Source organism: Psychrobacter sp. TAE2020, assembly GCF_018919485.1.
GTDB lineage: Bacteria > Pseudomonadota > Gammaproteobacteria > Pseudomonadales > Moraxellaceae > Psychrobacter.
In genome coordinates this window covers 3010933-3033678 of the sequence record NZ_JAHLMU010000001.1, presented here as the reverse complement: position 1 = coordinate 3033678, position 22746 = coordinate 3010933, and the positions used below count along the sequence as shown (strand labels likewise).

The 22746-nt window shown below is 42.2% G+C and carries 17 protein-coding genes and 1 tRNA gene; 5 read left to right on the top strand and 13 right to left on the bottom strand.

The window, feature by feature from the left end:
* Positions 1-247: 247 nt before the first annotated feature.
* From rseP to rimO, 7 genes are all read right to left on the bottom strand, one after another.
* Positions 248-1624, bottom strand: coding sequence for an RIP metalloprotease RseP (gene rseP, locus KPY62_RS12485; protein WP_216582687.1), 1377 nt, complete (start codon positions 1622-1624; stop codon positions 248-250).
* Between the two features lie 45 nt (positions 1625-1669).
* Positions 1670-2872 carry a 1-deoxy-D-xylulose-5-phosphate reductoisomerase gene (gene ispC, locus KPY62_RS12480; protein ID WP_216582685.1) on the bottom strand — a complete coding sequence of 401 codons (1203 nt, stop codon included), beginning with the start codon at positions 2870-2872 and terminating at the stop codon, positions 1670-1672.
* A gap of 63 nt (positions 2873-2935) precedes the next feature.
* The gene (locus tag KPY62_RS12475; RefSeq protein WP_216582683.1) at positions 2936-3745 is read right to left on the bottom strand and encodes a phosphatidate cytidylyltransferase; all 810 of its coding nucleotides are present in this window, start codon (positions 3743-3745) and stop codon (positions 2936-2938) included.
* Positions 3746-3905: 160 nt separating this feature from the next.
* Complete coding sequence (uppS, locus tag KPY62_RS12470) at positions 3906-4643, bottom strand: polyprenyl diphosphate synthase (RefSeq protein ID WP_216582681.1); 738 nt, start codon at positions 4641-4643, stop codon at positions 3906-3908.
* A 341-nt stretch (positions 4644-4984) separates the two neighbouring features.
* Positions 4985-5539: a ribosome recycling factor gene (gene frr, locus KPY62_RS12465; protein WP_201622345.1), complete on the bottom strand. Its 555-nt coding sequence runs from the start codon at positions 5537-5539 to the stop codon at positions 4985-4987.
* 112 nt (positions 5540-5651) lie between these two features.
* Positions 5652-6377: a UMP kinase gene (gene pyrH / locus KPY62_RS12460; protein ID WP_201622346.1), complete on the bottom strand. Its 726-nt coding sequence runs from the start codon at positions 6375-6377 to the stop codon at positions 5652-5654.
* A 163-nt stretch (positions 6378-6540) separates the two neighbouring features.
* A complete protein-coding gene (gene rimO, locus KPY62_RS12455) occupies positions 6541-8142 on the bottom strand; it encodes a 30S ribosomal protein S12 methylthiotransferase RimO (RefSeq protein ID WP_228730691.1) in 1602 nt (533 codons plus the stop codon).
* Positions 8143-8285: 143 nt separating this feature from the next.
* Here rimO and KPY62_RS12450 point away from each other — a divergent pair, with 143 nt between their 5' ends.
* The 4 genes from KPY62_RS12450 to KPY62_RS12435 all read left to right on the top strand — a co-directional run bounded on the left by KPY62_RS12450 (position 8286) and on the right by KPY62_RS12435 (position 12770).
* On the top strand, positions 8286-9683 hold the full coding sequence (locus KPY62_RS12450; RefSeq protein ID WP_216582679.1) for a two-component system sensor histidine kinase NtrB: 1398 nt from the start codon (positions 8286-8288) through the stop codon (positions 9681-9683).
* A gap of 78 nt (positions 9684-9761) precedes the next feature.
* Positions 9762-11747 (top strand): sigma 54-interacting transcriptional regulator, encoded by a 1986-nt coding sequence (locus tag KPY62_RS12445; RefSeq protein WP_216582677.1) that lies wholly within the window; start codon positions 9762-9764, stop codon positions 11745-11747.
* 221 nt (positions 11748-11968) lie between these two features.
* Positions 11969-12053 (top strand) — tRNA-Leu (locus tag KPY62_RS12440).
* Positions 12054-12242: 189 nt separating this feature from the next.
* Complete coding sequence (locus tag KPY62_RS12435; RefSeq protein ID WP_216582675.1) at positions 12243-12770, top strand: hypothetical protein; 528 nt, start codon at positions 12243-12245, stop codon at positions 12768-12770.
* Positions 12771-12815: 45 nt separating this feature from the next.
* Here the strand turns inward: KPY62_RS12435 and KPY62_RS12430 are convergent, their stop codons facing one another.
* Entirely contained in the window at positions 12816-13934 is a 1119-nt protein-coding gene (locus KPY62_RS12430; protein ID WP_216582673.1) for a serine/threonine protein kinase, read from the bottom strand.
* 203 nt (positions 13935-14137) lie between these two features.
* Between KPY62_RS12430 and KPY62_RS12425 the strand changes: the two genes are divergently transcribed.
* Positions 14138-15118 (top strand): ATP-binding protein, encoded by a 981-nt coding sequence (locus tag KPY62_RS12425; RefSeq protein ID WP_216582669.1) that lies wholly within the window; start codon positions 14138-14140, stop codon positions 15116-15118.
* Between the two features lie 251 nt (positions 15119-15369).
* Here KPY62_RS12425 and KPY62_RS12420 read toward each other — a convergent pair whose 3' ends face one another.
* The 5 genes from KPY62_RS12420 to gyrA form a co-directional block, all read right to left on the bottom strand.
* Complete coding sequence (locus KPY62_RS12420; protein ID WP_216582667.1) at positions 15370-16563, bottom strand: ribonuclease Z; 1194 nt, start codon at positions 16561-16563, stop codon at positions 15370-15372.
* A 74-nt stretch (positions 16564-16637) separates the two neighbouring features.
* Positions 16638-16865, bottom strand: coding sequence for a hypothetical protein (locus tag KPY62_RS12415; protein ID WP_216582665.1), 228 nt, complete (start codon positions 16863-16865; stop codon positions 16638-16640).
* Positions 16866-17051: 186 nt separating this feature from the next.
* Positions 17052-17720, bottom strand: a complete 669-nt coding sequence (locus tag KPY62_RS12410; protein WP_216582663.1) for a glutathione S-transferase — start codon at positions 17718-17720, stop codon at positions 17052-17054.
* Positions 17721-17997: 277 nt separating this feature from the next.
* Complete coding sequence (gene rarD / locus KPY62_RS12405; RefSeq protein WP_216582661.1) at positions 17998-19068, bottom strand: EamA family transporter RarD; 1071 nt, start codon at positions 19066-19068, stop codon at positions 17998-18000.
* A 217-nt stretch (positions 19069-19285) separates the two neighbouring features.
* Positions 19286-22135 (bottom strand): DNA gyrase subunit A, encoded by a 2850-nt coding sequence (gyrA, locus tag KPY62_RS12400; RefSeq protein WP_216582659.1) that lies wholly within the window; start codon positions 22133-22135, stop codon positions 19286-19288.
* Between the last annotated feature and the right edge of the window lie 611 nt (positions 22136-22746).

Genomic DNA, 22746 nt, shown 5'->3' with positions numbered 1-22746 from the left:
AAAAAACTTGCTAAAGTTAAGTTAAAAAGCGTATTTCGTCAGGCTCGATAAGTGCAAAATCAGCAACTTGTCGAAGTAAGACTCAAGACACTGTATATAAAACGCAGGATAAAATAAACTAAAAATTATTATTAGTACAGTTTTAGGGATAGATTTTGCCAAGCTTATCGCACTTATCAGTCCAGCATTATACCTACTACAGACGTTAATGTGGCGCATTTTGACCGCTTCTCATCGCTAGCAATGATCAAAAAAGCCGACTAATATCATTACCAATTGCTAACACCATGAAACCTAACAGTAAGAGTAGACCGATATTAAAACCAGCGATCTGGATACTCTCTGACAATGGCTTACCACGGATCAACTCAATAACATAATAGACAATATGACCACCATCTAATACCGGAATAGGTAATAGATTAAGTACTGCCAAACTAAGACTGATTAAAGCTGCCGTAGATAATACCATCTCCCAGCTGATGTCGAAGCTTTGTTTAGCTACTTTGGCAATAGTAATCGGACCGGATAAATTATCGAGACCGATCATTCCTGAGACCATTTTGCCCATAGAGTCCACGGTCATTACTGCTAGCTGCTCAGTCTTTTCGAATGATTTAACTAGTGCTTCACCAGGACCATAGACTATAGTAGTTTTATATTGATCAGGAATAACGATTTCAGACTGAGCAACCATCGCCCCAATCTGACCAAAATCATTACCTAAATTGTCTTTTTTACCTTGCGGCATAATCTTTAGCTCTACTGGCTTATCATTACGCAATACGCTAAAGCTCAATAATACCTCAGGGCTATCGCGAATGATGCGGGTAGCGCTAATCCAATCCGTTATAGGGCTACCATTAATCGCTATGATTTTATCACCTACTTGCAGACCTTGTAGACTAGCAGCACCATCAACGCTCAACTCACCTATGATCGGCTCAATATCAGGCTGCCAAGGTAACATACCAAAGCTGCTCAATGCATCCTTACCTTGGTCATTGCCTTGCATAAATCGCTTTACAGGCGCTTGATAAGTAGTAGCTGGTTTATTAGCATCAGTAGCTGATTGTAAGGTGACACTGACGTTATCAGTCTCGCCCATACGTCCAGCCAGCCGATAATTAATACCTTCCCAAGTCTGTACCTTATGACCATCAATGGCGACAATCTTGTCTCCTGCTGGCAGCTGTGCACTCGCTGCTGGCGTATTGGGCAGTACTTGGCCAATAGTAGTGGCTAGCTGCTCTGATGGGGTCATAAATAACACCCAAAATAGGCCGATAGCAATAATAAAGTTCATGATCGGGCCAGCGGCGACAATAGCTATTTTCTTTAGAGGATGTTGCCTATTAAAGGCCAAATGCAGCTCTGCTTTTGCTACCTCACCCTCGCGCTCATCGAGCATTTTTACATAGCCACCTAAAGGCAATGCAGAAATACGATAGTCGATACCACTGCGCTTACTAGTCCAGCCCGCCAGCTTAGGACCAAAGCCAATAGAATAGGTCAGTACCTTGACACCGCAAAGTCGAGCGACTATGTAATGACCCCACTCATGCAATGCAATCAGAGGGCCTAGCACAAAAATTGCCGCTAATAGCGTTAACAAAAATGTCATGAGCCGCTCTCAATTAAAGGACTTAAGGGTAACAAAAAATGAGCTTTAAAGCATTTGTCTAACTAAGATTTCAGTATAGTGCCTAGCCAAACTATCTATCGCTAAAATATCATCGATATCCGCATCAGCACTTAAGGTTGACGCTTTTACTTCGCTCAAAGCTTGCTCGTTAATGCTAGCAATATCGGTTAAACGCACTTTACCTTGCAAAAAAGCCTCTACTGCAATCTCGTTTGCCGCATTTAGAATAATAGTCGCTTGAGTACCTGCTTGCATAGCTTGACGAGCCAAACGCAAACAAGCAAATTTCTGCAAGTCGGGCTTGATAAACTCAAGATTGCTTAGCGTGTACAAATCTAAGGGCTGTGAGCCACTAGCGATACGTTGCGGATAGCTGAGCGCATGGGCAATAGGGGTTTTCATATCCGGACTACCTAGCTGTGCTAAAAAGCTACCATCGCTATATTCTACCATTGAGTGAATGATACTTTGTGGATGAATCACTACATTTATTTTACTTTCTGGCAGATCAAAGAGATGACAAGCTTCTATTAGTTCAAGCCCTTTGTTCATCATCGTCGCTGAATCAACAGATATCTTTTGACCCATTGACCAGTTTGGATGCTTGACCGCTTCGGCTACCCCTGCTTGCTGCATCTGCGCAAACGACTGCTGTAAAAATGGTCCACCAGAAGCAGTCAACCACAGCTTACGTACTCCGTGGCTACCGTCATGAATTTGGGTATTGTCTTGCTGAATAGTAGTAGGTAAACACTGAAAGATAGCATTGTGCTCAGAGTCTATCGGTAATAAGGTAGCATGATGAGTCTTGACTGCTTTTATCATCACTTGTCCTGCCATCACCAACGCTTCTTTGTTAGCGAGCAGAATACGCTTGCCAGCGCGAGCCGCCGCTAGTGTAGAAGGCAATCCTGCGGCACCAACTATAGCGGCAACGATAGTATCGACTTGGCTGTCAGTGGCAACATCGATCAAACCCTGCGCGCCACCGACTACTTCAGCAGTCAATCCAGCCTGCTTGAGACGTTTGGCGAAATCATCAACTGCTTCGGTCGGCACTGCTACCCGCTTAGGCCTAAACTGCTGACATAACTTGAGGAGCTTATCCAAGCGTTGATAGCCTGATAAAGCATAGACTTCATAGTCTTGTAAATGTTCAGCCAATATCGCTAAAGTGCTGTCGCCTATTGAGCCAGTTGCGCCTAGTACCGCGATGCGTTGGGTCATAACTATTAGTGCCTATGATATCGTCAATTAATAAAATTAGCTAAAGTCAGTTACATCAGCAACTTAGACAACTAATAATCCTAGCTGTTGTAAGCCCCAAAATCCTAACGCAAATACAGGTGTAGCAGACAATAATGAGTCAATACGGTCAAGGATACCACCATGACCTGGCAATATAGTTCCTGAATCTTTCACATTAGCACGGCGCTTAAGCATCGACTCAAACAAATCGCCCAATACCGAAGACAATATCGTCAGCGCTGATAAGCTGATAAAGGCTACTAGCGCCATACCGGTTAACTGTAACTTGAAAACGCTGATAGCTATCACTACTACTAAGCCCGTTACTAAGCCGCCAGCCAGTCCTTCCATGCTCTTGTTAGGCGAGACATTCGGTGCCATCTTAATGCGACCGAGCTTACGTCCAACAAAATAAGCACCACTGTCCGCGCACCAAACCATTAAGAATACGTACATAAGCCACCAAGGTGACACTTGCCATAAGTAAAACATCGCCGTAATTGAGGCCGTTAAAATAACCACACCCATCAGTGCGAGGCGCTGACCATACCATTTTGTATGAGTAGGAAATTTAGTAACCCACGATAAAGCCATCATCCAGATAACTAGAGACGCTAGCCACCAAACTACCCAAGTGACTTTGAGCATCAATGAAGCCAAAGTCACTACTAGTACCATCAATACAAACACTATTGGCTGCCGCCATTTCGGCATTAGCTTAGTCCACTCATGAGCGGCAATAGTCACTCCGATGGCTAATAATGGAGCGAACAAAACAGGCGTTTGGCTGGCAAATAAAGCAATACCAACAATGACAATAAGTACGACTGCCGTTTTAATCCGTTGCCACATAGTGAGCGAACCTTATAGTTTTATAGTCTTTAATAAAAATATTTATTAATGAAAAAATAGGTCTTAATGGCCAACAGTCAGTGAAAGAATGGCAATTAAAGCTGCATTATAACAGCTAATTTGATAGGTTCAGTCACATTGATTGGCTTAGCAATTAAGATTAGGTTTGTATTTGCTCGCTGGTCTTACCAAATCGACGCTGACGCTGAGCAAAATCTTTGATCATCACCGCCAACTCTTCTGCAGCAAAATTCGGCCATAATGTTTGAGTAAAGAACAGTTCAGCATAAGCAGACTGCCATAATAAAAAGTTAGAGATTCGGTATTCACCGCCAGTACGAATCAGCATATCTACTGCTGGTTCATCTGCTAGCTGTACATACTCACCCAGTTTTTCTTTATTAATATCTTCTAGGCGCAGTTGTCCGGCCTGCACTTGTTCAGCTAGCTGCTGGGCAGCATGAGCGATATCCCATTGACCACCATAGCTGATAGCGATCACTAGGGTCATCGACTCGTAATGAGCAGTCTTAGCTTCAGCATCAGCCATTTGTGTCCGCAACTCGTCACTCAATAGACTACGATCACCAATAAAACGTAGTTTAATATGATGCTTTTGCATGCGGGGCATTTGCTCATCGATGGTCAGTTTTAATAATTGCATCAATAAAGCCACTTCAGCAGGTGGACGCTGCCAATTCTCACTAGAAAACGCAAATACCGTCAATACTTTAATGCCCACTTCACGGCAATACTCAACGATAGGGTCTAGTGCATCTTTACCTTTACTGTGGCCTTCACCTTTACCTAAGGCGTTTTGTTTGCCATAACGGTTATTACCGTCCATGATAATAGCGATATGTTTGGGCTTAAGGTATATATTGGTTTCTTTAAACATTTTAGAGCCATTTTAGTATTGAGAATTGGTAGTGATAAAAGAAGGTTAATATTTACTACGTATCAGCATATTCAGATTAGTAAGTATATAAGGTAAATGCAATGATTAACGACTTGTAAGTGCATTAACACTATATTATTTCGTAGGATGCTTTTTTTGGCTCGATAGCTTCTTCAGCCGTATCTACTATAGCTAATAATATATTTAACAAACTAGGTAAAGATAGCGGATTGTTTTTACCGCTTAAACGCCAACCATTAAAAAACTGGCAACTTAACAAATACAACTTGCAAGAGACCAGTCCTTATTTAACTATTGATGTAGCGCTTTTAAACCGCTGTTTACACTGCCATCAAATCAATTTCTTTTTTACTTAGACGGCTATCGATAGTTTCGATATATTTGTCAGTAATTTTTTGGATTTCATCACTAGCACGGTGCTCATCATCTTCTGATATTTCTTTTTCTTTTGCTAATTCCTTGATATCATTCATCATATCACGGCGTACATTACGGATAGAAACTCGGCTGTTTTCAGCCTCACCTCGTGCTAATTTTTGCATGTCACGACGGGTTTCTTCGGTCAAAGACGGCATCGGTACTCTGATGACATCAGCAGTCATCGGGTTCAAACCCAAATCGGCTTCGCGAATGGCCTTATCTACTGCTTGTATCATAGTGCGATCGAACGGCTGTACCAACAGCGTGCGCGAGTCTTCAACGTTGACGCTAGCCACTTGGTTCAAAGGTGTAGCAGCACCATAATAGCTGACCATAATACCTGATAACATGCCTGGATGCGCACGTCCAGTACGGACCTTACTAAAGGTACTTTCTAGTGCCTCTAAGGTTTTTTGCATGCGCGCTTCGCCTTCTTGCTTAATCTCTTTAATCATGTTGTTGTCCTTATTTATCGCTAACGATAATATGCTATGTTATTGGTTTTTTATTTTGAATAATAGTTTATGAAATAGTAGCTGATTAATTGACAGCTTAGTAGCTATTAACTTAGTGATAGACTCTTGTGCCTTCATTCTCGCCCATAACCACATTTAGCAAAGCGTTCGGTTTAGTCATATCGAAGACTTGTAGGGGTACATTATGCTCACGACATAAAGCGATAGCCGTCAAATCCATCACCCCAAGCTTTTGCTCTAGCACTTCATCAAAAGTTAAACCGTCATATTTAACCGCATCACTATGTAAGCTTGGGTCTTTATCATAGACCCCATCAACTTTAGTGGCTTTTAGAATCAAGCCAGCTTCAATCTCAATACCACGTAGGCAAGCTGCCGTATCGGTAGTAAAGAAAGGGTTACCAGTACCAGCAACGAAAATACAAACTTCGCCGTTTTTGAGGTAGCGAATAGCATTACGGCTACTATAGCTTTCGGTAACTTCACCAATAGGCAACGCTGACATCAGGCGGGTTTTAATATTACGACGCTCAAGCGCATCACGCATGGCCAAACCATTCATCACAGTCGCTAACATACCCATTTGGTCGCCCGTCACTCGGCCGACTAAGCCTTCTTTTTGTAATTGCGCGCCACGATATAAGTTACCACCGCCAACTACGATCCCTACTTGTACTCCAAGACCACGCAAATGGGCGATTGATAAACTCATATTATCGAGCACTTCACTATCAATACCCATCTCTTTGCCACCTGCTAAGGCTTCGCCTGAGAGTTTAAGCAAAATGCGCGAGTAACGAGGGTTCTTGTCAGACATGAGGCTACCTTTTATAGTTGAACGCCAATATTAGGGTTAAATGTAAATATTATAATAATAAACACTTAGATACAGCAAACAAATTGCACTAATTGTAGCAAAAACTACCGGCTATTGGGCAATTTTCCTTTCGCGCATTATTGCCAGAAAATACTAGCAATGCCTAGGCTTTATAATTGGCAAATAAGTCGTACTCGCTAGCATCATCGATAGTCACCGTTAATAACTGACCAACTTGCACGTTAGCAGTAATGTTATCAACATAGACGTGGCCGTCAATTTCAGGCGCATCGGCATAACTACGGCAAATAGCGATGTTCTCTTCGCTATCGATTTCATCGACTAACACGGTTAAAGTCCTGCCAATTTTCTCTTGCAGCTTTTGCGCAGAGATATCCTGCTGTAGCGCCATAAAGCGCTCGTAACGTTCCTGCTTAACCGCTTCAGGTACTGGATTAGGCAAGTCATTAGCAACAGCGCCTTCGACTTCTGAATAAGTAAAGGCACCAACGCGATCAAGGCGAGCTTCGACTAACCAGTCAAGCAGACATTGGAAATCTTCTTCAGTCTCACCAGGGAAACCGACTACAAAGGTTGAGCGAATGACGATATCGGGACAAATCGCTCGCCAAGCTTGGATACGAGCTAAAGTGTTTTCGCTATGCGCTGGGCGTTTCATCGCCTTCAAGATGCGAGGGCTGGCATGCTGAAACGGAATATCTAAGTAAGGCAATAGCTTGCCTTCACCCATTAACTCGACAACTTTATCGACATGAGGATACGGGTAAACATAATGCAGACGCACCCAGATACCTAGCTGATTCAGCGCTTGGCACAAATCATAAAATTTAGACTTCAGCGGCATTCCGTTCCAAAAACTAGTCTTATATTTCAGATCAAGACCATAAGCAGAGGTATCTTGCGAGATGATTAGCAGCTCTTTTACCCCAGCATTTTTTAGTGCCATAGCTTCATTCATTACGCTATCAATCGGGCGTGAGACTAAATCGCCACGTAAGCTTGGAATAATACAAAAAGTACAGCGATGATTACAGCCTTCTGAAATCTTTAGATAAGCATAATGACTAGGGGTTAATTTAATACCCGCTTCATTGATTAAGTCTATCTTGGGATTATATTCATCGGTTAATTCGCGCTTCGGCTTAGGTACATGCAGCGCTACTGCCCTAATTACTTCATCATAAGCATGGGCACCAGTCACTGCCAATACCGCAGGATGCATTTTTCTAATCTTGTCCGCCTCTTTACCTAAGCAACCAGTAACAATGACTTTACCGTTTTTGCTAATAGCTTCACCGATAGCGTCCAGCGATTCCTGTACGGCTGACTCGATAAAGCCACAAGTATTGACTACTACTAAGTCAGCGCCTTCGTAATCACTAGCTACTTGATAGCCATCGCGGCTCAGCTCAGTGATAATACGTTCGCTATCTACTAAAGCTTTAGGGCAGCCTAGAGAGACAAAGCCAATTTTTGGCGTAGTGGTCGGTGCACTAGCCGTCGCAGCATTAGCACTGCTCGCCTCGCCACTCTGACTGATACTACGATTTTGATTATGATTGGCTTTATGATGAGTAGCTTTATGAGTGTTGACAGGCTCTGCTGGCGACGTTTGACTTTGTGCCGGATTGAATACTGTTACGCTGTCATTAAGTTGCGCTAATGCTACAGACTCTGTAGCTGCTGATGATAAAGTCGATAGTGACGCTTTCACATCAGTTGATAGTGTAGAAATTTTGGACATAGCTGACCTTGCAAGAGATAAATTGGCTGTGCGCATTGTACGTTTTTTTTGTGATAATCACCAGTTTTGCCGTGCTATGCTGTTGATTTATGGTTAAATAATAGCGCTATTATTCTATTTCTCCCTTTATTTAGGCTTTAGTCATGAGCATTCGTCCTATTACAGCTGAAACTACTCCCGACTTAGCCTTTATATCACAGCATTTATTTACTGCGGTTTTGTGGGTCGATGAATCTTTAGATATCAAATGGCTCAATACTCAGACTGAGCAGCTGTTGGCCATTAGTCGTGGACGGCTACTAAATCATTCTATTTTGACCTTGCTAGCTCCTGCAGAAACAAATGATGGCACCGACCCAGATGTATTAAAATACTCAATAGATAAGCCACAATCAGGCGAAACCCCTACTCATAAAACCTGTTCGTTAACTGAGCGTTTCGCTCATGCCCACCAATATCAGCAGCCCTTTATCGATCATGATCACCGCATCAGCCCGCAATTATTAGAGGGTAATAGCAGCAGTCATAGTGGCGCTATATTGTTAGTAGACTATAGCGTGACACCGGTCAGCTATGAGCAGCAGACTTATTTTATCATTGAGATGTGGAGTAAGGATCGGCACAGCCGTATCTCAAAGGAGCAACGACAACAGCAGCAATATGCTGTGGCCCGACGTATGTTGCGCTCAGTGGCTCATGAGGTCAAAAATCCTTTGGCTGGCATTCGCGGGGCGGCGCAGCTACTACAGCGTCAGTTTGCTAAAGTGAACCATTGGTCCTTAGTGGATAGTTTAGCTACTGCTATAGCAGCCAATGATACTGAGCCAAATATCAAAACTATAAACCAAAAGTCACTGACTTATACTGATATTATCATCTCAGAAACTGACCGCTTGACTCAGCTTATCAGCCAACTTCTTGGCTCTAATCAACTGCCCAATTGGCAAGCGCTAAATATTCACCAAACCCTTGAACACGTGTTAACTTTAGTATTAAGTCAGTATCCAACCGTCAAATTACAGCGCGATTATGATTTATCTCTACCAGACTTAACAGCGGATAAAGATCAGTTGATCCAAGTATTTTTAAACTTAATAAACAACGCTTGTGAGTCGATGCTAGAGTATGAGCAAGCACTAGTAAATAGTGTTAATACTATCCACGCTAGTGTATCAACGATTAATAATGGCTCAGTAGAAAATCTACCAAAACCAACTAGCCAGCCAACCGCTTATCAAGCAAAGCTGGCTATCCAGACACGCATTGCTTTTCAACATACCATCGGCAGCCAGCAACATAAGCAAGTGTTACAAGTCACTATTACTGATAACGGCAGCGGTATAGACTCCCCGCTTATTGGCCAGATATTCTTTCCGATGGTGACTAGTCGTGCAGCTGGGACAGGCTTAGGGTTAGCGATTGTCCAAGATATTGTTAGCCGCCATAATGGTATGATAGATGTCATCTCCCAACAGATGCCCGATAGCAGCGAGACTAGCTTCACCTTATACTTGCCTTTTACTCAACCTGTCACTAGATAAAGTTGATTCGGTAAACAGCATCGATTCGAGTAACTGGTTAAGTAAGCATTTGGCTTAATTATCTTTAAAGGCTTATATATGACTAAGCGTTATGATACTGATATAGACAATACTGTGAATAATTCTGCTAATAGCAGTTCTGATAATGATTATAAAACCAATAGTTCTGACAATATTAGCCAAGTGAGCACTAGCTCCGATAAAATTGCGACTTTGTGGCTTATTGATGACGATGCTGCGCTGCGTTTGGTACTCGCTGATACTTTTAGTGATGCTAATCTCGAGGTGATCAGCTTTACCCAAGCGCAAGCAGCGTGGGTCCGACTCAACGATGTTTTGCAGCAGCGTGAGAGCTACGCCATTCTACCGGATGTTATCTTGACGGATATTCGTATGCCGATGATGGATGGCTTATCATTCAGCGATTGGGTGCACAGTAATTTTCCTAAACTGCCTACAGTGATTATGACCGCGCATTCAGATATTACTTCAGCCATTGATAGCTATCAGACAGGTGCGTTTGACTATTTGCCTAAGCCTTTTGATTTAGATGACGCCGTTGCCACTATTTATAAAGCTATTGATTATCAGCCTAATGAGCAGAAAAACCAGCAAAACACTGCCGATAAGTCAGTTAAAAAAGATCAGCAAATTAATGACAATATTAGCGACAGTGTTAGCAAAAGTTTTAATAGCAAGGCTAGTGACGATACTAAGGCCGGTGTTGATAATATTAATAACACTGCTAGCATTACTGGCACTGGCAACAGGGAAAGTAGTATCAGTATAAAATCAGCTATAAAGCCAGATATAAAACCAATTATAAAAGATACAGCGGTAACAGAAGATCCTAAAAGTAATAATAATCCCAGTGGAATTATTGGTCAGTCGCAAGCGATGCAAACCGTATTCCGTGCTATAGGCCGCCTAGCCCACTCTCCTATTACCGTGCTGATTACCGGCGAGTCCGGTACTGGTAAAGAATTGGTAGCTAGCGCATTGCATCAGCATTCCCCACGAGCGCAGCAGCCCTTTATTGCTCTCAATATGGCCGCTATCCCTCATGACTTGATTGAGTCTGAGTTATTCGGTCACGAAAAAGGCGCTTTTACCGGCGCCACAACCCAGCGCCAAGGACGCTTTGAGCAAGCCGATGGTGGTACGCTATTTTTAGATGAAATTGGTGATATGCCTTTTAGTACTCAGACGCGCTTATTGCGAGTATTAGCCAATGGCGAGTTTTATCGAGTTGGCGGTCAACAGCCCGTAAAAGTCGATGTACGTATCATTGCTGCCACCCATCAAAACTTAGAGTATCTAGTGCAACAAGGTAAATTTCGAGAAGATTTGTTTTATCGCCTCAATGTCATTCGCCTACCACTGCCACCGTTACGATCTAGGCGTGAAGATATCCCTGCGCTCGCCAGCCATTTTATGCAGCGGGCTAGTGAGCAGATGAACACCACAGCTAAGCAGTTGTACCCTGATGCTATGCATATTGTGCAAAACTTTGACTGGCGTGGCAATGTTCGCCAGTTAGAGAACGTCTGTCTTTGGCTAACAGTAATGACTACCGGTGATAAAGTGCTAGCTGAAGATTTGCCCCCAGAGCTGTTAGCGATAGTCGATAACCCTCCACTACAGACAGCTGAATTCAACCAGCAGCATCAAATCCAGATAGATAGGGTTCAACAGCCTAATGGCTTACCAAATATCAATGCTGATTCATCAGCATTAACAGTAGCGACTAGTGCACCTGCAACTGTCTCCCAAGCTTCTGCTTCTGCTTCTGCTTCTGCTTCTGCTACACTAAATACTAACTGGCAACAAGCACTAGCAGTCTGGGCAAAGCAATCTTTACAAGAGGGGGCTACTGATATTTTGCAAATAGCAAACCCTGAGTTTGAGCGCGTTCTATTGAGTGCAGCTCTCACCCATAGCGAGGGTAAAAAGAACCTTGCTGCTACTCTATTAGGTTGGGGGCGTAATACTCTGACCCGTAAACTAGCATTATTAGAGGACTCGACAGTAGAAATAACGGGAGCTAAGAAAACTGATAGTTAAAAGCATTTTTAATAATGACTAATATCAAAATATCCATTAATATCAAATACTTAAAATTAAATAGTTAATATAGTATAAAAATATCAAAATTAACTGCAAAAAGGGCTTGCCAAACTACTCAAACTCTATATAATAGCCAACCACTGAGACGCACTACCGAATCAGTTAACTGTCTGTATGGCGTTCGAATTTAAACGTTAATAATGATAGAGTAACGAAATGGGGCTGTGGCGGAATTGGTAGACGCACTAGATTTAGGTTCTAGCGCCGCAAGGTGTGAGAGTTCGAGTCTCTCCAGCCCCACCATTTTCGGATAGTACATCTTAGACCAGATTAAAAATCAACCTGCTTTTTAGCAGGTTTTTTTGTGTCTGCGATTTAAGTAATAAATCCAGTAGCGACTCCTAGTTATAGGTAGTGTAAACTGTCATAGGGCAGCACTTGCAGCAGCAAATCTTGCCATCTATTAGTGTATAAAGTAATTGGATTAAAACAATGAGTAAAGGGTTATGGGTAGCTATAGGTTTGTTGGTAGTAGCGGTAGCTTGGTTTGTGGGCGTCAACGTCTTATATAAGCCAGCTGAATCAACCAATGCTAACGCCAATGTGACTGCTACGGATTCCAATACCAAGATTATGATGAGCTTAGAGAAATTTGCAGGCTTTCATCATGATGCAGATATCCTATTAAAAGAATTAACCGTTTTAAAAGCTGATACCCAAAGTGCCATTGCTACTAAGGACATTAAGCTATTAGGGCTTGCTATCAATAATACTTACAGAGTGATGGACAATGTAGATATTAACCGTGTACCTACTATTGCCCCTTTTGAGGTTTGTGATGAAGCTTTAGATACCTTAAGTCGCTATGTTATCAGTGCTAAGAGTTATTACTCTGACCCTAAAAAAACGCCTATATATGAAGTTAGTGAGAAAAAGAAAGTCTTTGATACCAACTTTGCTGCCTGCCAAAGTATAGTCAATGACCGATCTGTCGCAGACCTTTATCAAGCCTACCAGTAACTATCAAGACTGCTAGTAACTGGCAAAACTAGCCGTAATACCGCTTTAGCTAGTCTCCAATGACGCTAAATCCGTTATAAGCTCCTGCATATGCTCATAGCGCCTTTGCCTCTGCTTTGCCAAGGCCTTATCAAGGATAAACTGGTAGCAACGATAGGCTTCTGATAGCTTTGGGATAGAGCGCTGACAATGTTGTGTTGCCCAATCTATCATTGGATCGCCACTTTGCTTCGATGTATTAAACGGTCGTTCACCAGTCAAAATCTCATAGATCATCACCCCAAATGCATATATATCGCTTTGCTCAGTAGCCGCGTGTCCTTGCCAACATTCAGGTGCTAGATAAGCGGGCGTCCCCGCACTACTCATCTTATGCTCTTGACTAAAATCATTATCCATACTATCAGCTAGAGCAAAATCCGTTAATAGCAAACTAGCTATTTCCCTATTGGCATTAGTATCATTAATCTTATTAGCCGCATTAACGTCACTAATACTATTAGTGTTATTTGATAAAAAACTGTCTTTTAAAACTGGCTCACTAAGGAGAATATTACTTGGCTTGAGATCATTATGTAGCCAACCTTGTTTATGCAAAGCCGCTATAATAGAAGCCGCTTGCTTAATAAAGTGCTGTTTTTGCACAGCGGTTAACGACGAGTGTTGCTTACTCCTAAGCTGCTGCGCTAAGCTACCTAATGGATAAAAAGGCAGCACTAAATGGCTAAGCTGATAAGGTTGCTGGAGTAGGTTTATAGGCGAGGTTGTATAAGCTAGTGTAGGCGGTGCTATAGCTAGAGTGGCTGTTGGCGATTGTTGCGAGATCTGTAAAGCTTGTAGCACGTGAGCTTCATGATTTAGATCAGCTGCCTGATAACTGTTACTGCTATCTGCTAAAGTCAGTTGCCATTTAATCATTACTGCCCCAAACGATGGATGGCGAGCGCGAGTCAATCCTTGGTAAAGTACTGTTTGAGTGATGGCTTGTTGAATAGTAGCAGTTTGGCAAAATTCATCTTGACTACTATTCTGCTGACTAATACGCTGATGAACTATCTGACCATAATCCAGCTGTAAAAATATAGCGGTAATTTCTGGCAGTAGCTGCTTAGACTGCCGCTGCAAAGCTTGTATTTGCGAGCAATTACTGGCACTATTTTTCATGTTATAACCTTGCTATTAACTGTCATAATTTTTGCCATAGCTTGTGATCTTAATCCACATTCTGTGCAAATAGTTGCTGTGCACTTATAGGCTGCCTTAGCTCATCTGCCGTTGAATGGTGTATATTACTACAGCGATTCAACCTTGATACATTCGCTAGCAAGCTTTTAAAAAAACCTTCATTTATTAACAATAGAGTCATTATGTCCCAGTCCCTTGAGTCTTCTAGTGGTTATGCCCTACCCGTCCCTTTACTAGATTTGTTAAGTCAATATTTGCAGCAGCAAGTCACTCCTACTATCGAGATAGATCCTGCCCAACTGGCTTATCGTTGGGTTGGGGGCGCTACTGGCCATTTAGAGCCACTAGTAGTGAATCTATTTTTGAACTTAGATGATTTGCATGGTATTGACAAGCAAAAATCAAAACTGATCCAAAACACTCGCCAATTCTTAGAAGGCTATCCAGCCAATCATGTGTTAATGACTGGTACTCGTGGCGCTGGCAAGTCCTCCTTGATTCGTGCTTTATTACAAGCCTATCATAGCGAAGGGTTGCGAGTTATTGAAATTGCTCGTGATGACTTACTAGTGTTAGATAAAATCCGCGCGGCTATTAACCAGCTCCCTGCTGACTGCAACTGCCGCTACGTAGTCTATTGTGATGACTTAGCCTTTAATGGGCAAGATGAGAGCTATCGTACGCTAAAAAGTGTACTAGATGGTGCGCTCGACTCTGAGCAAGACAAGCTATTGGTCTACGCCACTAGTAATCGTCGCCATCTATTACCGCAATTAATGAAAGATAATATTAATATCTATAATGGGCAGACCGATGAAGTCAACCCTTACGAGACTATAGATGAAACAGTGTCATTATCGGATCGTTTTGGTTTGTGGTTGTCATTTTATCCGATGGATCAAACCACTTACTTGCAAATCGTGCAACATTATCTGACTTTACAGGGTAAACCGCTTGCAGATAGTTTTGCTATCGACACTGCCAACTTAGTGCTTGAAAAAGCTATAAATAATGAGGGTGAGCTTGCTGATAAAGTCAGAGCTGATGCGTTACGTTGGGCGTCAGAGCGTGGCGGCCGTTCGGGACGAGTAGCTTATCAATTCAGCCGCCATTGGAGCGGTAAGAGGCAACTGGCTGCTACTGATAGTGATAGTGAATCTTGAGATGCATTGACTTATCGTCGCCTTAGTAAGCTTATGCCTATAAGGGTGTGCTTACTAATAGCGTAGAGAGCTGTTTAGTTTTGATAAACTTAAAGCTGCGCTGCAGTTGATAGGTATTGATCATAATCCTATTATTAGAGCGTGCAACACACCCTGTAGCGCTAAATTATAAGTTAGAAAAACAATCTTTATGACATTAAATATTGTCAGCTAACTGCGGGATTAAGCTGCGCTAACTTCACCCTACAAAGCTAATGTTTACGCCCCTCAATAACAAGCGCAGAGCCAATATATTCAACCCGGCTGTCACTTTTGCTATCTAATGCTAACGATTTACCACTGACTCTATATTGGGCAAAATCTGCTGCCAACCATAAGTTACCTTGATAGCTGCTTTGGGCATCAAGACGAATATGTCCCATGTTATCTTTATCACTAGCTGGCTTATCATAGCTTTGATAACGGGCGCTAAAATGAGTCAAGATTAGATTATTAAGGCCAACCTCTTGAGCGAATTTGCCTATTTGCTGCGCGCTACTGTGCATGGGATCGAAATCAGGATGCTTAGCTTGCACTTTAGCTTGAATCTTGGCGAGCATCTCAGCGGTATAAGTAGCTTCATGAACCAATAAATCGGTATCTTGCACTGCTGATGTTAAACAAGTCGCTGTGTCATTATCACCTGCGACAACTATCCGAGTGCGTAGCTCTTCATTGTGGACGTAATCTGCTGACAGTAATGTTTGCCCTTCTGCCGTACAGACATCTTCACCTTGTTGCAGTTTGCCCCATAGCGCACTTGCCGCAATACCTTGCGCTGTTAACTTATCAGTGTCCAAGCGCCGATGGCTGATAGTCTGAGTGATGCCAAAAGCATGAGAAGGTACCCGATGAGATAGCTTAACGACATCAATTTTTAGTTGCTGCTGCTTGTCTAGATCCAGAGTCACTACGGCTGTTGCTGGGTTGTTTTGGGCGGACAATAGCTGCTCAATCGCTATAAAATCAATAGCGAAAGGCAAATACAATACAGTAGTTAACTTTACGGCATCGAGCAAGTCGGCAATCGCTTGAGGAGCAATAAGGGTCAGCGCTGCAGTACGTCCTGACATTGCGGCACTAGCCAGCAGACCAGGCAATCCATAACAATGGTCACCATGGACGTGGGTAATACAGATGGCGCTAAGCTGAAGTAATGACAGTTTAGTCTGTAATAATTGCTGCTGAGTACCTTCGCCACAGTCAATTAAAATCCAAGGCCGTGACTTTTTATTTTGATAGTTACTGTTCAAGTCACTATTGGAATTACTATCTGGGTTATGGCGATGATGTTTATCTTTAGAACCTGCTAGATGGGGATTAAGGCATTCAATAGCTAGCGCAGTGACGTTGCGCTGCTTAGTAGGGACTCCTGCAGAAGTCCCCAAAAAGGTCAGTTGTAACATAGCTCATCTCAGTTAAACAATTCTAGGTTTAAAAGCTTTATAGTCAACAAGCTACGCTTTGAGACCGTCATAGCCTATGGCAACTCACATAATAAAGTTTTTCCACCTTCGATAATTTGACCACCACTAGCAAAACATTGATTGGCCATGTTTGACTCGTGAGATTTCCATCCCCCGTAAAAACTAGCCGCACAAAGTAGCGCTACTAGTAGTTTTTGTGACCAAGCGCGCATGGAGATATCTTTAACATTAGCAGCTGGTCCAGCGGTTAGTTTAGACGGTCTGTCGTTGGGGTCTTTCATCCTATTGCCTTATCAAGAAGCTGTTCATCAGTAATGGCGGTTCATTAGTGATGATAATAACCTCATATAGTAGTAAGAATTATGCTTTGGCGAACAGCTTATGCTTGATAACTAGGGTGTGTTAAACCTTCAAACTCAAAAAGCACAGTTAAATAATGAGTTTAAAATACCCTAAAATAAGCGCTATTAGAACTTAACCCGACCACCCTTCTCTACTGCACGTTTAAAGGCTGGGCGCTCTTCACAGCGATTAAGCCAATTAAGCAAATTAACATATTTCACTTTATCCAAGCCCGGTCCCGCATTAGCACCTATTACCGCAATATGCATCTGAATATCAGCGGCGCTAAAAGCAGGGCCAGCGAACCAATGATTGTCTTGCAGCTGTTGCTCCATCATATTTAGCATAGTTGCCAGACTGCTGCTAATCATACTGTTTTCAACTTGCTTGCGGATCCCTTTACTGATCGGCTTGATCAACATCGGTGATTTTTGCACTACTTTTGTAAATACTAAGCGCATAACCAATAACGGCATTACTGAGGCTTCAGAAAAGTGCAGCCAAAACACATAATCTTCCCAAGCCGCTTCATCGCTATCTACTGGCTTAAATTCATGCTGCTTATCATGATGTTTAAGTAGGTATTCGATAATAAAACCTGACTCCACTAAAGGGCTCTTATCGACTTCTAATATAGGCGCATGGCCTAGAGGATGGACTTTTTTTAGGCTGTCTGGTGCTAAGTGTGCCTTAGTACGCTTATAAGTTGTCAGCTTATAATCAGCATTTAGCTCTTCTAAGAGCCATAAGATGCGAAACGAGCGTGAGTTTTCTAAGTGATGCAAATGTAGCATAAATTATCCTATTAATGAGTAGTCATGAAAGACATCTATCTGTTTATCTATTTATTTAGATAGGCCACTTATGATTGCATAGATTATCAGTACAAATATTGTCGATCATAACGCAATTACTAGCGGTTTTGAACTGCCTAGCAGGGTCACAGTTACGAAAAACAATATCTACTTAGTCAAGGTTCAGCCGCTCATATTTTGGTTGAGCTTTATTTAATGGTTCTGGCTATACAATTAGCTATTTAAATTGCTATGCCCTTCTCAAACTAATAGCAGATTATTTAGAATGTAGTTGTTCAATTTTACGGTTCATTTTATCTATTTTGTGTTGATAACGACGAATTTTTCGAAAGCGATGAGCTACTAACACTCCTTTAACACGCCGATTTTTTAGACGACGATGGGGTGGAAAGCTATTAATTTGTGGCTCATTATAACCATGCAAACGATCTTCACGCTTATTAGTGATATATCCTATGGCGCTGTCTATAATCATGATCAATAACGCTAGAGTAATCATGCTATACATCCATAAAGATCCCCCTTCATCGAGACTTTGATTCAAGATAGTGATCGAAAATACGAATAACAGCATAGGTTCTATGTAGCTTAAAGCACCAAATAGTGAGACTGGCAATTTACGACTAGCAACCATCGTTAACGACATTGCTACAGCACTTATGACACCCAGCAGCGGTAGCAGATACCACAACTTACTAGTTTGTGCGGCCAAACTGATACCGCCACTTGCATAAAGCATCACTAGCACTATTGGCGATAATAATGTCAAATCAGATAGGAGACCTGTGATTGGCGGCACTGCCAGTTTGCGACGCATAAGATAATAAGGCGGGTAGCCCAAACACACAAACAAGGTCACCCAAGATACCGTTCCGTACTGGAATATATCATAGCCGATACCTAACGCTGCACATAGAGCGGCTACCCACTGCAATACACTCATAGACTCATGATAAAAAAATCGTCCAACCACTATCATTACTAGCGGTAATAAGAAATAGCCCAAAGTCACATCGAGACCGAAACCGTTCACCGGTCCCCACATAAACAGCCAAATTTGACCCCCTAAAATTGGCGTTGGCAATATAAACAATAGCCATTCTTTCGGTGTTTTTATAGTTTTTATATAATCAAAAACGTGCTGCCACTGCTTAGTGAGGCTTACCAATAACATTATGCTCGCCAACATTATTAGTACCCGCCATGATGCCACTTGGGTACCAGATAAGGGCTGCATAAAAAGTCCAAACACGAACATTATCGAAAACAAAAAGCTTGATGATACTGAGGCTAAGGTACCTTGCACCGTTTGATTGCTAGTCAACATAATAACGACCTCTAAAATAACTTATAAAACCATAAAAAATTAACAGCAATGTATATAAAAAACAAAAGCCCCCAACTTTTACGTCGGAGGCTTTTTACTACTATGTAATAGCCTTAGTAGTAAAATCATCTTAGTAAAAAACCCATTAATGGACCCTACTAATACCAATTTTACTCAACGGCTAGCTGATAACTGGATAAGCTAGCCGCTCTAATAGTTACTCATCATTATCGACAATATCATCATCTGAAGTACTGTCATCTAAAGAATAGTCATTAGCAATGTCGATAGTCTCAGTTATATCAGAGTCATCAACATTACCAGCAGTAGCTGCATCTATATCTATTTGCTCTTTACCTTCTACCTCAAAGGTACCATCTTCGCGCATAGCATCGATCAGCTCATTATCACCTTCTTCATGCTCAACTCGTGCCATCGCTACTAGCTTTTCATCTTTTGACAGACGAATTAGGGTGACACCTTGAGTATTACGACCAGAACTGGCCACATGCTCAACTGGCGTGCGCACTAGCGTACCTTTGTCTGAGATTAGAATAATATCATCTTCAGGATCAACTTTAGTGGCCCGAACTAGCGCACCATTACGCTCACTCGTTTTGATAGCAATCACCCCACCACCACCACGATGCTGAGTGTTGAACTCTTCGATAAAGGTACGCTTACCATAACCTTTTTCACAAGCGATTAAGATTTCGCGTACATCATCTTCGATAACCACTAATGATCTGATAAACTCATCATCAGCCAGACGCATACCACGTACCCCTTTTGCAGTACGACCCATAGCGCGAGCGTCATTCTCATCGAAACGAATGGCTTTACCACTGGAGGCAAACAGCATAACCTCTTGGTTACCATTAGTAATACGGGCACTAACTAACTTATCACCTTCCTCTAAACCAACAGCAATCAGACCATTAGAGCGAATATTTGCAAACTGCTTTAGCTCTACACGCTTAACAGTACCATTAGCGGTAGCAAAGAACACATAAGGTGGCTCTGCTGCATTACTATCTTCTAATGACTCATCATTGCTATCAATATCACTATCTAATAGTGCCACTTGCTCTTTACTGGACAGCTCTTCTACTACTTTTGGAATAGGTAGTATAGTAGTGACGGACTCATCACCAACCAAACCTATGAGATTCACGAGCGGACGACCGCGCGCACCACGGCTGGCAATCGGTACTTCAAAACCACGTAAACTAAAGACTCGACCAGTATCAGTAAAGCAAAGTACTGTTGCATGAGTGGAGGTAACGACTAAGTGATCAATAACATCATCTTCTTTCATCGCCGTCGCAGACTTGCCCTTACCACCACGTTTTTGGGCTACATAGTCATCAATTGGTTGCGTTTTGGCATAGCCAGTACGCGAAACAGTCATCACTACGGTTTGTTCAGGAATCAAATCTTCACGACTAAAATCAGTGCGTGAATCAACAATGTCGGTGCGACGTTCATCACCGAAATTCTCACGAATCTCAATCATCTCATTAGAGATAATAGTCATCAGCTTACCAAAGTCACCAAGAATAGATTCTAGATTAGCAATCTCACGCAGTAGATCCTGATACTCTTCAGTTAGCTTATCTTGCTCAAGACCAGTCAGACGATGCAACTGCATCTCTAAAATCGCATTAACCTGATCAAGTGACAAGCGATAGCTCTGCTTGGCTTCATCATCATTAACAATCAAACCAAACGGTGCCTTAGGATCTTCACCTTCGATATAATCAGGACGTACTGATTGACTGCCAGCAGCTTTTAGCATCGCTACGACGCTACCTGAACCCCAAGTGTTGTTCAGTAAGCTCTGACGAGCTTCACCACGACTAGCAGAAGCTTTAATAGCGTCAATAATTTCGTCAATATTGGCGAGAGCGACCGTCAAACCTTCGAGCAAATGACCACGAACGCGCGCTTTGTTTAGCTCATAAATAGTACGACGAGTGACGACTTCTTGACGATGACGAACAAAAGCAGCAATCAGCTGACGCAAGGTCAATAGCTTAGGCTGGCCATTATCTAGTGCCACCATGTTGATACTGAAGCTAGACTCGAGCGGGGTTTGTAGAAACAAATTATTAACAATAACTTCTGCCGTTTCACCACGACGCAAGTCAATAGCGATACGCATACCGTCTTTATCAGACTCATCACGTATCTCACTGATACCTTCAATCTTTTTGTCACGTACAAGCTCAGCAATACGCTCAATCAACTTGGCTTTATTGGCCTGATAAGGTACTTCAGTGAACACAATGCGCTCACGATCTCGGTTAACACCAGTATCAGTCATGGGCTCGATATGATAGCGACCCCGTACGTGCAAGCGGCCTTTACCAGTGCGATAAGCATCTTGAATACCACCCCGACCGTAGATAATACCACCAGTAGGAAAGTCAGGACCCGAAATATGGGTCATCAGCTCTTCACCTGATATCTGCGGATTATGGGCATAAGCTAAGCAAGCATTGATCACTTCAGTCAAGTTATGCGGCGCCATATTAGTCGCCATACCAACAGCAATACCTGTCGCACCGTTGACTAATAAGTTAGGCACTCGCGCAGGCAATACGCTTGGCATACGCTCAGAGCCATCGTAGTTATCTTCCCAATCGACAGTGTCTTTATCTAAGTCAGCTAGCATCTGATGGGTAAGCTTAGTCATGCGCACTTCGGTATAACGCATAGCAGCTGGTGGATCATCATCAATCGAGCCAAAGTTACCTTGGCCATCGACCATTGGATAACGCAAGCTAAAGTCCTGTGCCATACGTACAATAGCGTCATAAACCGCACTATCGCCATGCGGATGGTACTTACCGATGACGTCGCCAACTACCCTTGCCGACTTCTTATAAGCTTTATTATAATCATTAGATAGCACGTGCATCGCATACATTACTCGACGATGTACAGGCTTGAACCCATCGCGCACATCAGGTAGCGCGCGCGAGACGATCACGCTCATCGCATAGTCCAAATAGGACTGCTTTAACTCATCTACGATGGCAATAGGACTGATCGAGTCGCTCATATACACTCCTTCATTCACCCCCATTGTTTAAAGTTTGCGCAATTGGCTTTCTATTATTATTAATAACTATCGATAATTGTAACTAGCGACAATAAAAACTATTAATAATAACGTTTACGACCACAAGCAACTATAGCGACATTAATGTGCAGCTATCATCACTAGATAGACCATAAAAAAGCACTAATAGAAGTGCAAAACAAGATAACAATAGAGATGCTGTTTTTGTTAAAAATAATATTAAATCAAAGAAGCTATTTTAGCACAAACTTGCCTATTTAGGGGCTTTACCTACTATTAAACTTAGTCATAGGCGTTGATTAGTTTGCGTCATTTTCAAGCACTATCAGTGGTTTAAATTAAGCTTGTGACTTGGATTTTTAGCTTGGCTTTTTTTAAAGTTTTTGTGGGCTAATCTGTCAAAAATAATGGCTGTAAAACCATTAGTATCGGTATACCTCGAGTAGCTGCCGGATCATTATCGATAATAACTAAGCTATTGTTGTTCAGTAACTAACTAATAACGACTCTGTCAACTTAGCCCCTACTAGATAAAGCCGCTGTTATATTTAAAACTATTTGTTGGTTGTAGTTTACAGTTTATACCGTAA

What these genes read in the sequence shown, in the direction of transcription:
- rarD (WP_216582661.1), bottom strand. Translation starts at nt 19,068, where the DNA reads ATGTTGACTAGCAATCAAACGGTGCAAGGTACCTTAGCCTCAGTATCA.
- KPY62_RS12425 (WP_216582669.1), top strand. Translation starts at nt 14,138, where the DNA reads ATGTCCCAGTCCCTTGAGTCTTCTAGTGGTTATGCCCTACCCGTCCCT.
- KPY62_RS12445 (WP_216582677.1), top strand. Translation starts at nt 9,762, where the DNA reads ATGACTAAGCGTTATGATACTGATATAGACAATACTGTGAATAATTCT.
- rseP (WP_216582687.1), bottom strand. Translation starts at nt 1,624, where the DNA reads ATGACATTTTTGTTAACGCTATTAGCGGCAATTTTTGTGCTAGGCCCT.
- uppS (WP_216582681.1), bottom strand. Translation starts at nt 4,643, where the DNA reads ATGTTTAAAGAAACCAATATATACCTTAAGCCCAAACATATCGCTATT.
- frr (WP_201622345.1), bottom strand. Translation starts at nt 5,539, where the DNA reads ATGATTAAAGAGATTAAGCAAGAAGGCGAAGCGCGCATGCAAAAAACC.
- ispC (WP_216582685.1), bottom strand. Translation starts at nt 2,872, where the DNA reads ATGACCCAACGCATCGCGGTACTAGGCGCAACTGGCTCAATAGGCGAC.
- pyrH (WP_201622346.1), bottom strand. Translation starts at nt 6,377, where the DNA reads ATGTCTGACAAGAACCCTCGTTACTCGCGCATTTTGCTTAAACTCTCA.
- KPY62_RS12430 (WP_216582673.1), bottom strand. Translation starts at nt 13,934, where the DNA reads ATGAAAAATAGTGCCAGTAATTGCTCGCAAATACAAGCTTTGCAGCGG.
- KPY62_RS12450 (WP_216582679.1), top strand. Translation starts at nt 8,286, where the DNA reads ATGAGCATTCGTCCTATTACAGCTGAAACTACTCCCGACTTAGCCTTT.
- gyrA (WP_216582659.1), bottom strand. Translation starts at nt 22,135, where the DNA reads ATGAGCGACTCGATCAGTCCTATTGCCATCGTAGATGAGTTAAAGCAG.
- KPY62_RS12410 (WP_216582663.1), bottom strand. Translation starts at nt 17,720, where the DNA reads ATGCTACATTTGCATCACTTAGAAAACTCACGCTCGTTTCGCATCTTA.
- rimO (WP_228730691.1), bottom strand. Translation starts at nt 8,142, where the DNA reads ATGTCCAAAATTTCTACACTATCAACTGATGTGAAAGCGTCACTATCG.
- KPY62_RS12420 (WP_216582667.1), bottom strand. Translation starts at nt 16,563, where the DNA reads ATGTTACAACTGACCTTTTTGGGGACTTCTGCAGGAGTCCCTACTAAG.
- KPY62_RS12415 (WP_216582665.1), bottom strand. Translation starts at nt 16,865, where the DNA reads ATGAAAGACCCCAACGACAGACCGTCTAAACTAACCGCTGGACCAGCT.
- KPY62_RS12435 (WP_216582675.1), top strand. Translation starts at nt 12,243, where the DNA reads ATGAGTAAAGGGTTATGGGTAGCTATAGGTTTGTTGGTAGTAGCGGTA.
- KPY62_RS12475 (WP_216582683.1), bottom strand. Translation starts at nt 3,745, where the DNA reads ATGTGGCAACGGATTAAAACGGCAGTCGTACTTATTGTCATTGTTGGT.